This is a genomic window from Kribbella sp. WER1, from assembly GCF_054189145.1.
Genome location: NZ_CM135186.1, coordinates 1,073,390 through 1,087,204 on the forward strand (window position 1 = coordinate 1,073,390; position 13,815 = coordinate 1,087,204).

At 70.0% G+C, this 13,815-nt stretch carries 11 protein-coding genes; 2 read left to right on the top strand and 9 right to left on the bottom strand.

Annotated elements, in window-relative coordinates:
• Positions 1 to 50 precede the first annotated feature (50 nt).
• Complete coding sequence (locus tag ACXJJ3_RS05310; protein WP_458168809.1) at positions 51 to 1,517, bottom strand: glutamate synthase subunit beta; 1,467 nt, start codon at positions 1,515 to 1,517, stop codon at positions 51 to 53.
• Entirely contained in the window at positions 1,517 to 6,040 is a 4,524-nt protein-coding gene (gene gltB / locus ACXJJ3_RS05315; RefSeq protein ID WP_458168810.1) for a glutamate synthase large subunit, read from the bottom strand. Before gltB ends, ACXJJ3_RS05310 begins: the two co-directional genes overlap by 1 nt.
• A gap of 241 nt (positions 6,041 to 6,281) precedes the next feature.
• Here gltB and ACXJJ3_RS05320 point away from each other — a divergent pair, with 241 nt between their 5' ends.
• Positions 6,282 to 7,058, top strand: coding sequence for a phosphotransferase family protein (locus tag ACXJJ3_RS05320; protein ID WP_458168811.1), 777 nt, complete (start codon positions 6,282 to 6,284; stop codon positions 7,056 to 7,058).
• On the opposite strand, the gene ACXJJ3_RS05325 is transcribed toward ACXJJ3_RS05320, so the two are convergent.
• Positions 6,995 to 7,747: a hypothetical protein gene (locus ACXJJ3_RS05325; protein ID WP_458168812.1), complete on the bottom strand. Its 753-nt coding sequence runs from the start codon at positions 7,745 to 7,747 to the stop codon at positions 6,995 to 6,997. The genes ACXJJ3_RS05320 and ACXJJ3_RS05325 overlap by 64 nt on opposite strands.
• 16 nt (positions 7,748 to 7,763) lie before the next feature.
• Between ACXJJ3_RS05325 and ACXJJ3_RS05330 the strand changes: the two genes are divergently transcribed.
• On the top strand, positions 7,764 to 8,786 hold the full coding sequence (locus tag ACXJJ3_RS05330) for a 1-aminocyclopropane-1-carboxylate deaminase (RefSeq protein WP_458168813.1): 1,023 nt from the start codon (positions 7,764 to 7,766) through the stop codon (positions 8,784 to 8,786).
• On the opposite strand, the gene ACXJJ3_RS05335 is transcribed toward ACXJJ3_RS05330, so the two are convergent.
• The 6 genes from ACXJJ3_RS05335 to ACXJJ3_RS05360 all read right to left on the bottom strand — a co-directional run bounded on the left by ACXJJ3_RS05335 (position 8,774) and on the right by ACXJJ3_RS05360 (position 13,810).
• On the bottom strand, positions 8,774 to 9,985 hold the full coding sequence (locus ACXJJ3_RS05335; protein ID WP_458168814.1) for a competence protein CoiA family protein: 1,212 nt from the start codon (positions 9,983 to 9,985) through the stop codon (positions 8,774 to 8,776). The genes ACXJJ3_RS05330 and ACXJJ3_RS05335 overlap by 13 nt on opposite strands.
• Positions 9,986 to 10,060: 75 nt before the next feature.
• The gene (locus ACXJJ3_RS05340; RefSeq protein WP_458168815.1) at positions 10,061 to 10,729 is read right to left on the bottom strand and encodes a VIT1/CCC1 transporter family protein; all 669 of its coding nucleotides are present in this window, start codon (positions 10,727 to 10,729) and stop codon (positions 10,061 to 10,063) included.
• Positions 10,730 to 10,782: 53 nt separating this feature from the next.
• Positions 10,783 to 11,919 carry a prolipoprotein diacylglyceryl transferase gene (gene lgt, locus ACXJJ3_RS05345; protein ID WP_458168816.1) on the bottom strand — a complete coding sequence of 379 codons (1,137 nt, stop codon included), beginning with the start codon at positions 11,917 to 11,919 and terminating at the stop codon, positions 10,783 to 10,785.
• Between the two features lie 51 nt (positions 11,920 to 11,970).
• Positions 11,971 to 12,681, bottom strand: a complete 711-nt coding sequence (locus ACXJJ3_RS05350) for a thioredoxin domain-containing protein (protein ID WP_458168817.1) — start codon at positions 12,679 to 12,681, stop codon at positions 11,971 to 11,973.
• The gene (locus ACXJJ3_RS05355) at positions 12,678 to 13,157 is read right to left on the bottom strand and encodes a MauE/DoxX family redox-associated membrane protein (RefSeq protein WP_458168818.1); all 480 of its coding nucleotides are present in this window, start codon (positions 13,155 to 13,157) and stop codon (positions 12,678 to 12,680) included. The genes ACXJJ3_RS05350 and ACXJJ3_RS05355 overlap by 4 nt, the downstream gene beginning before the upstream one ends.
• Positions 13,154 to 13,810: an SCO family protein gene (locus ACXJJ3_RS05360; RefSeq protein ID WP_458168819.1), complete on the bottom strand. Its 657-nt coding sequence runs from the start codon at positions 13,808 to 13,810 to the stop codon at positions 13,154 to 13,156. Before ACXJJ3_RS05360 ends, ACXJJ3_RS05355 begins: the two co-directional genes overlap by 4 nt.
• Positions 13,811 to 13,815 lie beyond the last annotated feature (5 nt).

The window sequence follows — 13,815 nt, forward strand, 5'->3', positions numbered from 1 at the left end:
CACTCCGGGTCCGGCACACCGCGCCGGACACCGGGAGTGGGACCCTGATCTCAGACTGCGAGCGGCCGTGCCGTCGGCGGGATCGGGGTAGGTAGCGTCGACGACCCGGTGAGATGGGCGTCCACGCCGCCGGCGCAGGACCGGCCCTCGGCGATCGCCCAGACGATCAGCGACTGACCGCGCCCGGCGTCGCCGCAGGCGAACACACCGTCGACCGAGGTCTGGTAGTGCTTGTCCCGCTTGACGTTGCCGCGCTCGTCGAGCTCGACGCCGAGCTGCTCGAGGAAGCCCTCGCGCTCCGGGCCGAGGAAGCCCATCGCGAGCAGTACGAGCTGCGCCGGGATGGTCCGCTCCGAGCCCTCGACCGGGGTGAACTTCCCGTCCTTGAACTCGACCTCGACCAGGTTCAGCCCGGACACGTTGCCGTCGGCATCGGCCTCGAAGTTCACCGTGGAGACGGCGTACACCCGGTCGCCGCCCTCCTCGTGCGCGGACGCGACCCGGTAGATCATCGGGTACGTCGGCCACGGCTGGTGGCCCGGGCGCTCGTCGGAGGGCCGCGGCATGATCTCCAGCTGGGTCACCGACCGGGCGCCCTGACGGTGCGCCGTACCGAGGCAGTCGGCACCGGTGTCGCCGCCGCCGACGATCACCACGTCCTTGCCGGTCGCAACGATCTGGTCCTCGACGGGCTGCCCGAGCGAGGCCCGGTTCGACTGCGGCAGGTACTCCATCGCCTGGTGGATGCCGCCGTACTCGCGGCCCGGGACCGGCAGGTCGCGCGCGGCGGTGGCGCCGGTCGCGATCACGACGGCGTCGTACCGCTGCTTGAGCTGGCTGCCGGTGACGTCGACGCCGACGTTGACGCCGGAGCGGAAGACCGTGCCCTCTTCCTTCATCTGCTGGATCCGGCGGTCGACCTGTTCCTTTTCCATCTTGAACTCGGGGATGCCGTACCGCAGCAGGCCGCCGGGCTTGTCGGCCCGTTCGTACACGGCGACCGTGTGCCCCGCGCGGGTCAGCTGCTGGGCGGCGGCCAGGCCGGCCGGGCCGGACCCGACGACCGCGATCGTCTTACCGGTCAGCCATTCGGGCGGCTGCGGCTTGACGTCGCCGGTCTCCCAGGCCTTGTCGATGATCGCGACCTCGACGTTCTTGATCGTCACCGGGTCCTGGTTGATGCCGAGCACGCAGGCGGTCTCGCAGGGCGCCGGGCACAGCCGCCCGGTGAACTCCGGGAAGTTGTTGGTCGCGTGCAGCCGCTCGATCGCGCTCGACCAGTCGTCGCGCCAGACCAGGTCGTTCCACTCCGGGATCAGGTTGCCCAGCGGGCAGCCGTTGTGGCAGAACGGGATGCCGCAGTCCATACAGCGGCCGGCCTGCTTGGTGATGATCGGCAGCAGCGCCTTGCCGGGCCCGCCGGGGTAGACCTCTTTCCAGTCCTGCACCCGCTCCGCGACCGGCCGCCGGTCGGCGACCTCGCGGCCGGTGGTCAGGAATCCCTTGGGGTCAGCCATCAGATGGCCTCCATCATCGCTCGCGTGGTCGCGTCCTCGTCCAGGCCGTCGCGCTCGGCGGCCGCCTTGGCCGCCAGCACCCGGGCGTAGTCACGCGGCAGCACTGTGGTGAATCGCGGCGCGGCGGCGGCCCAGTCGGCGAGCAGCTTGGCCGCCCGTTCCGAACCGGTCTCCTCGTGGTGCCGCCGGACCAGGTCCTGCAACAGCTCGGACTCGTCCTCGGTGAGCGGGAGCAGGTCGACCAGCTCCGGGTTCACCAGGGCGCGGTCCAGGTCGAGTACGTGGGCCACGCCGCCCGACATACCCGCCGCGAAGTTCCGGCCGACGGCGCCGAGGACGACGACGCGACCACCGGTCATGTACTCGCAGGCGTGGTCGCCGACCGCTTCGACGACCGCGGTGGCGCCGGAGTTCCGGACGCAGAACCGCTGCCCGGCGCCGCCGCTGATGAACAGTTCGCCGGACGTCGCGCCGTACGCGATCACGTTGCCGGCGATGATCTGGTCAGCGGCGTCGAACCGGGCCCGCCGGTCCGGCCGGATGACCACCCGGCCGCCGGACAGGCCCTTGCCGACGTAGTCGTTGGCGTCACCCTCGAGCCGCAGGGTGACCCCGCGCGGGACGAAGGCGGCGAACGAGTTGCCGGCCGACCCGGTGAAGGTCAGGTCGATCGTCCCGTCCGGGAGGCCGGCGGCCTTGTACCGCTTGGTGATCTCGTGGCCGAGCATGGTGCCGACGGTCCGGTTCACGTTCCGGATCGCGACCTGCGCCCGGACCGGCTCGCCGCTGTCCAGCGCCGGGGCGCAGATCCGGATCAGCTCGTTGTCGAGCGCCTTGTCCAGCCCGTGGTTCTGCTCGACGGTCTGGTGCAGCGCTGCGCCCTCCGGCAGCGCCGGCACGTGCAGGATCGGCGACAGGTCGAGCCCGTCGGCCTTCCAGTGGTCGACCGCACGCTCGATGTCGAGTACTTCGGCGTGCCCGATCGCTTCGTCCAACGTCCGGAAGCCGAGCTCCGCCAGGTACTCGCGGACCTCCTCGGCGATGAACTCGAAGAAGTTCACCACGAACTCCGGCTTGCCGCTGAACCGTTCCCGCAGCACCGGGTTCTGGGTGGCGACGCCGACCGGGCAGGTGTCCAGGTGGCAGACGCGCATCATGATGCAGCCCGACACCACCAGCGGAGCGGTCGCGAAGCCGTACTCCTCGGCGCCGAGCAGCGCCGCGATCACGACGTCCCGGCCGGTCTTCAGCTGGCCGTCGGTCTGGACCACGATCCGGTCCCGCAACCCGTTCAGCAGCAGGGTCTGCTGGGTCTCGGCGAGGCCGAGCTCCCACGGACCGCCCGCGTGCTTCAGCGAGGTCAGCGGCGCCGCGCCGGTACCGCCGTCGTGGCCGGAGATCAGGACGACGTCCGCGTGCGCCTTGGAGACACCCGCGGCGATCGTGCCGACGCCGACCTCGGAGACCAGCTTCACGTGGATCCGCGCCTGCGGGTTCGCGTTCTTCAGGTCGTGGATCAGCTGCGCCAGGTCCTCGATCGAGTAGATGTCGTGGTGCGGCGGCGGCGAGATCAGGCCGACACCCGGGGTCGAGTGCCGGGTGGAGGCCACCCACGGGTACACCTTCGGGCCGGGCAGCTGCCCGCCCTCGCCGGGCTTCGCGCCCTGCGCCATCTTGATCTGGATGTCGTCGGAGTTCGTCAGGTACTCCGCGGTGACGCCGAAGCGCCCGGACGCGACCTGCTTGATCGAGCTCCGCCGGGCCGGGTCGTACAGCCGGTCGGCGTCCTCGCCGCCCTCACCGGTGTTCGACTTGCCGCCGAGCTGGTTCATCGCGATCGCGAGCGTCTGGTGCGCCTCCATGCTGATCGAGCCGTAGCTCATCGCGCCGGTGGAGAACCGCTTGACGATCGCGCTGACCGGCTCGACCTCGTCGATCGGGATCGACCGGCGGCCGGACTTGAACCCGAACAGCCCGCGGAGCGTCATCAGCCGCTCGGACTGCTCGTCGACCCGGGACGTGTACTGCTTGAAGATGTCGTACCGCCCGGTCCGCGTGCTGTGCTGCAGGCGGAACACGGTGTCCGGGTCGAACAGGTGCGGCTCGCCCTCGCGGCGCCACTGGTACTCGCCGCCGATCTCGAGCTTGCGGTGCGCGGGCAGGATCCCGTCGGCCGGGTACGCGCGCAGGTGCCGGCGGCGGACCTCCTCGGCGAGCGTGTCCAGCCCGATCCCGCCGAGCTTGGACGCCGTACCGGTGAAGTACCGGTCGACCAGGTCCGGCGCGAGGCCGTTCGCCTCGAAGATCTGGGCACCCGTGTACGACGCGACGGTCGAGACACCCATCTTCGACATCACCTTGAGGACGCCCTTGCCGAGCGACTTCACGACGTTCCGGATCGCCTGCTCCGGCTCGATCCCGGGCAGGTACGTGCCCTGCCGGCAGAGGTCCTCGACGGACTCCAGCGCCAGGTACGGGTTGATCGCGGCCGCGCCGTACCCCATCAGCAGCGCGACGTGGTGGACCTCGCGGACGTCACCGGCCTCGATCACCAGGCCGACCTGGGTGCGGGTCTTCTCCCGGACCAGGTGGTGGTGCACCGCGGCGGTGAGCAGCAGCGACGGGATCGGCGCGCTGTCCGCGTTCGAGTGCCGGTCGGACAGCACCAGGATCCGGGCGCCGCCCTCGATCGCGGCGCTCGCCTCCGCGCACAGCTCGTCGAGCCGCTGACGAAGGGCATCGCCGCCGCCCTCGACGTCGTACACGCCACGCAGGACCGTGGTGGCCAGGCCGGGCATGTCGCCGTCGAGGTTGATGTGCCGGAGCTTGGCCAGCTCGTCGTTGGTGATCACCGGGAACGGGATCACCACCTGCCGGCAGGACGCCGGGCTCGGGCTGAGCAGGTTCGACTCCGGGCCGAGGCTGGACGACAGCGAGGTCACCAGCTCCTCGCGGATCGCGTCCAGCGGCGGGTTCGTGACCTGCGCGAACAGCTGCGCGAAGTAGTCGAACAGCAGCCGCGGCCGGTCGCTCAGCACCGCGATCGGCGTGTCGGTCCCCATCGAGCCGATCGGCTCCGCCGCGGTCTTCGCCATCGGCGTGAGGATGACCCGCAGCTCCTCCTCGGTGTACCCGAAGACCTGCTGCCGGCGGGTCACCGAGGCGTGGCTGTGGACGACGTGCTCGCGCTCGTGCAGGTCCTCGAAGCGGATCAGTCCGGCGTGCAGCCACTCGTCGTACGGGTTCTCGTTCGCGAGCGCGTTCTTCACCTCGGTGTCGGTGATGATCCGGTGCGCGTCGACGTCGACCAGGAAGATCCGGCCGGGCTCGAGCCGGCCCTTCTCGGTCACGGTCGCCGGGTCGATGTCCAGCACCCCGGCCTCGGACGCCAGGACGACGAGACCGTCGTCGGTCACCCAGTACCGCGAGGGGCGCAGGCCGTTGCGGTCCAGCACCGCGCCGACCTTCGTGCCGTCGGAGAAGACCACCGACGCCGGGCCGTCCCACGGCTCCATCAGCGTCGAGTGGAACTCGTAGAACGCGCGCCGCTTCGGGTCCATCGTGGCGGCGTTCTCCCACGCCTCCGGGATCATCATCAGCATCGCGTGCGGCAGCGAGCGGCCGCCGAGGTGCAGCAACTCGAGGACCTCGTCGAAGGACGCGGAGTCCGAGGCTCCCGGCGTACAGATCGGGTAGAGCTGCTCCAGGTCGCCGGGAATCAGGTCGCTGGCGAGCAGCGCCTCGCGGGCACGCATCCAGTTCCGGTTGCCCTGGACGGTGTTGATCTCACCGTTGTGGGCGATGTACCGGTACGGGTGGGCCAGCGGCCAGGACGGGAACGTGTTCGTCGAGAACCGGCTGTGCACGACGCCGATCGCGGACGCCAGGTCCGGGTCGGTCAGCTCCGGGAAGAACTTGTCCAGCTGGTCGGTGGTCAGCATCCCCTTGTAGGTGATGGTCCGCCCGGACAGCGACGGGAAGTACGTCGCGGTCTCCTTCTCGGCGCGCTTGCGCAGCCGGAAGGCCATCCGCTCCAGCGCCAGGCCGAGCACGCGGCCCGCCTTCGCGGCCACGAACAGCTGCTTGAACGTCGGCATCACCGAGCGCGCGGTCGCACCGAGCAGCTCGGGCGTGGTCGGGATGTCCCGCCAGCCGACGACGCTCAGCTGCTCCTCGGCGGCCAGCTCCTCGATCCGGGCGACCGCCTTCGCGGCGTCGTCCGGATCGGCCGGCAGGAACGCGATACCGGTCGCGTAGCTGTGCGGAGCGGGCAGCTCGAAGTCGCACGCCTTGCGGTAGAACGCGTCCGGCACCTGGATCAGGATGCCGGCGCCGTCGCCGGAGTCGGGCTCGGCGCCGGAGGCACCGCGGTGTTCCAGGTTCCGCAGGGCGGTCAAGGCCTTGGCCACGATGTCGTGGCTCGGTTCACCGGTCAGGGTCGCGACGAAGGCAACACCACAAGCATCATGCTCGTGCCGTCCGTCGTAGAGGCCCTCGCTCGGGAATGGGGGGACACCATACATTCAGGAGCTCCCGTCGTCCTACGGTCAAAAACTGCTGGCCGCGGGACAACACTGGCCCAAGCCGGGAGTCCCGAGACTACCTCATGACGCCCGCCAAATGGACTTCCTGTCCACCGCGCAACGACTTGATGACCCTCAGTAAGCAAGCGCTCACTAGTAGCCTCCTATCTTCCCAGCCAGGCGCCGCCACAACCACCCACGGCACCGGAAATTCACTTGCCGGGACTGATAGGCCGGAACCATGTCCTGGCACCCCTCCCCCGACTGGCAACCGCTCACCGCCGGCACCGGCCAGGCGACCGGCGGCGTCTGGCGGACACCCGGCGGCGAGGTGGTGAAACGCCTGGTCCCCGGCGTGGCCGACCCGCGTCACCACGCGTACTGGGAACGGCAGGCGCTGGTCGCCGAGTCCGGCGTCGTCGACGGTACGCCCGGGGTGCGGGCGCCGGCCTGTCACGGGGTGGAGCGGGACGCGGACGGGATCACGCTACGGATGGCCCACGTCGCGCCGTACGACTGGACTCCCGAGGCGCTGGTGGGGGCGCTGACGCGGTTTGCGGGGTGCCGGGTGGCGGAGCCGGAGTGGGGTGCCCGGAACGTACTCCGGGATCGTCTGCGGCGGGTGGAGGCTCGGGGCGGCTGGGCTGCGCTGGGTGCGTTGGCGACACCGGCGACCGAGGAGCTGTGGGTACGTCGGGAGGCGGCGCTCGACGTACTGGACGGGCTCCCGCGGGTGCCGACACACGGGGATGCGCATCCGGCGAACCTGCTCGGGCGGGACGGGGACGACGTGGTCGCGATCGACTGGGAGCAGTTCGGGATGGGGCCGGCCGGGTTCGACCTGGGCTACCTGATGCTGGCCGCGGACGTGCCGCTGGACGGTCTCGCCGACGACGTGCGGTGCGGGGCCGTGCTGGTGGCGGCGTACACCGGGATCTCGCGGGCGGCCTGGGCTCAGGCGGACCGGTTGGGCAGCGTCGCGTCGATCGTCGACGAGGCAGTCAGCCACGCCTCGTAGAAGGCCTGGTAGTTGGGGAAACGGGTCGTGGTGGCTTCGATCAGCACGTCCGCGACGGGTTGCGGCGGGTCGGGGAGCAGGATCTGGCCGGCGCGGGCCATCACGTACGCCGTGGTGCGGGTGTCGATCGGGGCGCCGAGGACGTGCTCCTCGGGAGCCATGTAGCTGCTGGATCCGAACATCTGGCCCATGTGGTTGCGGGTCGGCCCGCGGTGGTAGAGGTCCAGGTCGATCACCGTGAGGCGGCGGGCCGGGAAGTCGTACAGCATCGACGAGTTGTAGAAGTCGCACTCGACCCAGCCGGCCGCGTCCACCGCGGCGTGCAGGTCGTACAGCGCGTTGAGGGCGGCGAGGATCTCGGCGGTCGGGAGGGCCTGGAAGCGCTCGCGGCTGGTGGGGTCGCCGAGCAGGTCGCCGTCGCGCCATTCGTAGACGAGGTAGGGGCCTTCGGGCGTCTCGAGTACGTCGTGCAGCGTGGGCAGTGCGGGATGCGGGACCGCGGTCGCGAGGTCGGCGGCATTGCGGAGCAGGGCGACCCGGTCGGCGAAGGCCAGGTACGCGTTGGGCGCGGCGGGGTCGCCGGCGGTCTTGACGAAGTACCTCGCCGTCTCGGACTGGACGCCGTACGAGACGTTTCCTGAGTCCACGGGGGCGAAGCGGGTGAAGATGGTTCCCAGCTGAGCGAGCACCTGGAGGATGGTAGCCATGGCATTGAGCGATTTCCCCCGATTTCCGCTGTTGTTCGGTCCGAGCCCGGTGCATCCGCTGGAGCGGCTGTCCGCGCACCTCGGCGGCGCGAAGATCTGGGCGAAGCGCGAGGACTGCAACTCGGGCCTCGCGTACGGCGGGAACAAGACGCGGAAGCTCGAGTACCTGATCCCGGACGCGCTCGCGCAGGGCGCCGACACGCTCGTGTCGATCGGCGGGTACCAGTCGAACCACACCCGCCAGGTCGCCGCCGTCGCCGCGAAGGTCGGGCTGAAGGCCGTGCTGGTCCAGGAGAACTGGGTCGACTGGCCGGACGCGCTCAACGACCGGGTCGGCAACATCCTGCTCAGCCGGATCATGGGTGCCGAGGTCCGGCTCGACCCGGCCGGGTTCGGGATCGGCTTCAAGGACAGCTGGCGGCAGGCCCTCGCGGACGTCGAGGCCCGCGGCGGTACGCCGTACGCGATCCCGGCCGGCGCCTCCGACCACCGGCTCGGCGGGCTCGGGTTCGCCCAGTGGGCCTACGAGGTCGAGCAGCAGGAACGGGAGCTCGGCGTCTTCTTCGACACGATCGTGGTCTGCTCGGTCACCGGCTCCACCCATGCCGGCATGATCGCCGGATTCGCCGGCCAGGACCGCCCGCGCCGGGTCCTCGGCATCGACGCCAGCGCCAAACTCCAGGAGACCCGCGACCAGGTCGAACGGATCGCCCGCAACACCGCCGCCCTGATCGACCTCGGCCGCGACCTCCGCGCCGACGAGATCACCGTCCTGGACGGCTGGGCCGGCGACAAGTACGGCGTACCCGTCCAATCCACCCTCGACGCGATCCGCCTCACCGGGCAACTCGAAGGCATGATCATCGACCCGGTCTACGAAGGAAAGTCCATGGCCGGCCTGATCGACCTGATCCGCACCGGCGACATCCCACCCACCTCCACCGTCCTCTACGCCCACCTCGGCGGCCAGCCCGCCCTGAACGCCTACAGCGCGCTGTTCACCAGCAGTCAGCCGATCTGAAGCTGCGCCTCGGCGCAGACCTTGTGCATCGGGCGAGCGCGCTCGTCCCGCAGATTCGTCAGCCCACCGCACATCGTGCAGGGGCGCGCTTCCACGCTCCAATGCGATGGGTGACTCCAGTCGAGCAGTTCAGGCCGACGGATGGCGCGGGGATCCGGGCCCGGACGCAGGTGCGGGACCGGAACCGGCTCCCCGGTGTCCCGGATCGGCGTCGGCGGCGCGCGGAACCCGGTCTCCTCCCCGTACTTGCAGGATGGGTCGAGCGGCCGCTCCCGGACCTCGGGATCACCCGTCGCGGGCGTGGCCCGTTCAGATTCCTCGGCGTCGTCCGACGTGATCTCGCGGTACCTGGTCACCTCCTCACGAGGAGCCCACAGGTACCGTTCGGGCCGAAATCCGGGGATTCGCTTCAGGTGCAGCTCGCGGTACTCACCGGTGGCAGTGAACTCGACCAACTTGTTGAGGTAGATGTTGCTCGCAGCCACCCATCGGCCATGGAACTTCCCACAGCGGCCGCTCTTCGTCACCGGACATGGCAGGATCGAACTGCTGTCGCATCGCCAGACGTCCAGCCGGTTGACTCCGCCGATGATCTCGAGCGGGTCGCCTGCTGCGATCTCGCGCCATGGCGTCTCCTTGATCCGTGACCACGGCGCTCGGTTGATCAGCTCCGCCTTGTCCGACTTCGTCAGCCACATCGACGTCAGACCGTCGCGTTTCGCGAGCGCGGTACGGCGCTCTACCGCCTGACGTCCGAGCTTCGACATCTGCGGCTCCCATCCGATCCGGATGCCGTTCAGGCCGTCGACGATCACATCCGTACGACGTCGCCCGTCGCCCGACCTGGACTCGATGTCCGCGCCGAACCCGGCAGCCTCCGCGTCCTTGCAGATCCGTTCCTTCAGCGCCTTGTGCTCGTCGCTCTCCGCACGGGTGACCACGTGCTTTCCCGGATTGCGGTGCACGGCGACGAGGCCACCCTCACGCCGCTGGATGTACATGTAGGACGACTTGCCCGCTGCCTCGGCGTTGCACGGAATACCTTGCGCGCTTTGGATGCACTGCAAGAACTCAGGGTCCTGGTCGGCGTCGTCTCCGTAGATCTCGCTCCGCAGATCGGGGTAATCCGGCTGGCCCAGGTCAGGCAACGTGAGGTTCAGCTCGAGGCTGTATCTGGTGCAGAACACGCTGCTCGCCATCTTTCGATGGTAACTACGAGTGTCCGTCTCGCGACGTTCGATGAGTGTCGCGGACGGCTCGCCAAGTGTCCAGGGTCAGCCGAGGCCGGGGCCGACGAGGGTGCCGACGAAGTAGGTGAGGGCGGCGGCTGCGGCGCCGAGGAGGAGTTGGCGGAGGCCGGAGTACCACCAGGAGCGGGTGGTGACGCGGGAGACGACGGCGCCGCAGACGAACAGGGCCGTGAGAGCGAGGACGAGGGACGGGAGGACGTTGGGGGCGCCCAGCAGGTACGGGAGCAGGGGGACGAAGGCGCCCAGGGCGAAGCAGATGAAGGAGGATGCGGCGGCGACGAGCGGGTTCGGGAGGTCGGACGGGTTGATGCCGAGCTCCTCGCGGACGTGTTCCTCGAGGGCCTGGTCAGGGTTCGCGTGGAACTGTTTGGCGACCTTGCCGGCCAGGTCCGGGTCGAGGCCCTTCGCGCGGTAGGTCTCGGCGAGCTCGATCTCCTCGTCGAGCGCGTGCTTCGCGATCTCGCCGCGCTCGACCTCGATCTCGGCGTGCGCGAGTTCGCGCTGCGAGGCGACCGAGGTGTACTCCCCCGCCGCCATCGAGAACGCACCGGCGGCCAGCCCCGCGAGGCCGGCCAGCACGATGAACTTCGAGCCGGAGCTGGTGCCGCCGTCCATGCCGGCGATCAGCGCGAAGTTCGACACCAGCCCGTCCATCGCGCCGAACACAGCCGGCCGCAACCAGCCGCCGGTCACGTCCCGGTGGCTGTGATCGCCCCGGTGCTCCGCAGAAACCTGCGGGAACTCGCTCACTTCAGTCGCGGCCCGGTGTGATGCGTCGGCCCCGGTGTCTCCTCGGCAGCCGGCCCACCGGCCGGCTCCGCCGAGGAGGCCTGGTCGTGAGCACCGGCAGAGGTTGCCCGGTCAGCTCCCCCGGCCGCGGCATCCGCCGCCCGGTCAGCAGTCGACCCGGCAGCCGTCGCGCCGCCAACACTCGCGCCGCCAGCAGTCGCCCCATCGGCAGCCGCGCCGTCGGCGCTCGTGCCGTCGGCGGTCGTGCCGTCGGCGGTCGGGGCTCCGGTGGGCGGAGTGCCCGCTGCGGGGCCCGCGGTGATGGCTTCCTGGCCTGGGCGGAGGCGGGCGCTGAGGATGAAGGCGATGACGGCGAGGACGAACATGATGAGGGCGGTCCACACGTTCAGGCGGAGGCCGAAGATGTGGTTGACCGTGTCGATGCGCAGGTTCTCGATCCAGGCGCGGCCCGCGGTGTAGGCGGCGGCGTACAGGAAGAAGGCGCGGCCGTGGCCGAGCTTGAAGCGACGGTCGGCGAGCAGCACGAGCGCGACCACGCCGAGGTTCCAGACCGCCTCGTACAGGAACGTCGGGTGGAACGTCGCGAAGTCGGCGTACCCCGGCGGGCGGTGGTCCGGCGAGATCTCCAGCCCCCACGGCTTCGTGGTCGGGCGGCCGAACAGCTCCTGGTTGAAGTAGTTGCCGAACCGGCCGAAGATCTGCGCCAGCGCGATCCCGGGCGCCATCGCGTCCGCGACCGCCAGGAACGGCACCTTCGCTCGCCGGCAGGCGATCCACGCCCCAAGCGCGCCGAACCCGACGGCACCCCAGATGCCGAGCCCGCCGTGCCAGATCTTCAGCGCGTCGATCGGGTGCTTGCCGGGACCGAAGTACAGCTCGGCGTCGGTGATCACGTGGTAGATCCGCGCACCGACCAGCCCGAACGGGATCGCCCAGAACATGATGTCGGCGAGCACCGGCGCGGAGCCGCCGCGGGCGACCCAGCGGCGGCGGCCGAGCCAGTACCCGGCGAAGATGCCGGCCAGGATGCACAGCGCGTACGCGCGGATCGGCAGGCCGAGAACGTGCCAGACACCCTGGCTCGGGCTGGGGATGAACGCCGGAACCGTCACGGCAAGACTCAGACTAGACATGGCAAGTGGGAACGCTACTCGACCCGTCCGGGCACGGCCACAAACGCACGGTCACGATGCAGCCTCAGCCACAGCAGCATCCGCGGCCTTCTGCAGGCCCTCGGCGGTCAGATCGTCGGCCGGCAGCTGCTTCCCGTTCAGGTAGACGGTCGGCGTGCCGGTCACACCGCGGTCGTCTGCGGCCTTGCCGACCGACTCCAGCCAGCCCTTGTACGTGTTGTCCTGCAGCGCCTGCTGGTACTTCGCGTCGCCGACGCCGAGCTGCTTGCCGAGCTCGATCAGCTGGTCCGTGGTCCAGGACTTCGTGAAGTCGCCGTACAACTGGTCCGCGAAGCCCAGCGCCTTGCCGTTCGCGGCGGCCGCGGCGAACGCGTTCGCCAGCCGCGGGGAGGCGCTCGGGTTCACGAACTGCAGCGGCCAGTACGTGAGCGTCGCCGTACCGTCCGCGACCAGCTTGTCGATGGTCGCGCCGCTCTCCTTCTCGAAGTCCGCGCAGTGCGGGCAGCGGAAGTCGAGGTACAGGTCGATGTTCACCTTCGCGCCGGCCTTGCCGACCGTGACGCCCTTGCCGGACGTCCCCGGCCCGGTGATGACGGCGGGCTCCGGCCGCCCGGTCGAGGTCACCTCGACCTTGGAGTGGCCGCGGTAGTACTGCACGCCGACGCCGGCGGCCAGAGCCAGCACCAAGATGACGGCCACGACGATGCCTGGTGAGATCCGGCGCTTCGGCTGCTGCGCCAATGGATTCACGGGATTACTCACGACGCGGTGACTCCTTGTGGTGTTTCGGACACGACGGCGAACTTACTGGCCGGGTGGAACCACAGCCAGCCGGCCAGCACCAGCAGGCCGACGTCGCGCAGGATCTCCTGCAGGTACTTCGTTTGTCCCGGCGCGACCTGCCCGCCGCCGCCGAAACAGCCGCAGTCGATCGACAGCCCACGCGCCCAGGCCGAGGCCACCGCGACCACGAACGCCACCAGGAACACCCCGGCGGCGACCGCGGAGGCCCGGACCCCGAAGCCGACGATCAGCAGCAGCCCGATCGCGATCTCCAGGAACGGCAGCCCCCAGCCGACCGGCTGCACCAGCGACGACGGCAGCAGCTCGTACGCCCGGACCGCCTGCGCGGCGGTCTCCGGATCGGTCACCTTCATCGCGCCGGCGACCAGCATCACGCCGCCGAGCAGCAACCGCGCCCCCAGCGAGACCCACCCGAACCAGCCCCGCCGTCTCACTGGTTCTCCTCGACCAGCTTCCCGAAGTCGTGCGCCAGGTCGCCGATCGCGGCGTTCGACAGCCAGATCACGGTTGCCTTGTCGTCCTTCCCGAAGCCGATCACCTGCGCTCCGTGACCGACCTCGTACCCGCCGGACGGCAGCTTCTGCATGCCCTCGACCGGTACGCCGACCGCCTTCGCGATGTCCTTGATCGACGTCAGCGACCCGGTCAGCCCGACGAACGACGGGTCGAACCGGTCCAGGTACTTGCGCATCACCGGCCCGGTGTCGCGGGCCGGGTCCGTGGTGATGAACAGCATCTGGATCTGGTCCTGCACCGACTTGTCCAGCTTGGTGAGCGCGGACGCGACGTCGGCCATCACGGTCGGGCACACGTCCGGGCAGTTCGTGTACCCGAAGAACACCAGCGTGACCGGCTTCTTCGTCGACGTGACCAGGTTGAACGGGTCGCCGTTGGTGTCGGTCAAGGTGGCCGCGGGCATCGAGTACGGCCGGTCCAGGGTGGCACCGCGCAACCCGTTCGGGTCCTGGCTGCTGCGGATGATCGCTCCGCCCGGGTTGTCGGCCTTCTGCTGATTGCCACTGCAGCCCGCGAGGGCGAGCAGAGCCACCGCCGCCAACAGCAGCGCGGCGTTCCTGGTTCGACTCACGGCTC

Bases quoted from the DNA above. Each gene is read 5' to 3' on its own strand.
- ACXJJ3_RS05330 (WP_458168813.1), top strand. From the start codon at position 7,764: ATGGCATTGAGCGATTTCCCCCGATTTCCGCTGTTGTTCGGTCCGAGC.
- ACXJJ3_RS05310 (WP_458168809.1), bottom strand. From the start codon at position 1,517: ATGGCTGACCCCAAGGGATTCCTGACCACCGGCCGCGAGGTCGCCGAC.
- ACXJJ3_RS05335 (WP_458168814.1), bottom strand. From the start codon at position 9,985: ATGGCGAGCAGCGTGTTCTGCACCAGATACAGCCTCGAGCTGAACCTC.
- gltB (WP_458168810.1), bottom strand. From the start codon at position 6,040: ATGTATGGTGTCCCCCCATTCCCGAGCGAGGGCCTCTACGACGGACGG.
- lgt (WP_458168816.1), bottom strand. From the start codon at position 11,919: ATGTCTAGTCTGAGTCTTGCCGTGACGGTTCCGGCGTTCATCCCCAGC.
- ACXJJ3_RS05320 (WP_458168811.1), top strand. From the start codon at position 6,282: ATGTCCTGGCACCCCTCCCCCGACTGGCAACCGCTCACCGCCGGCACC.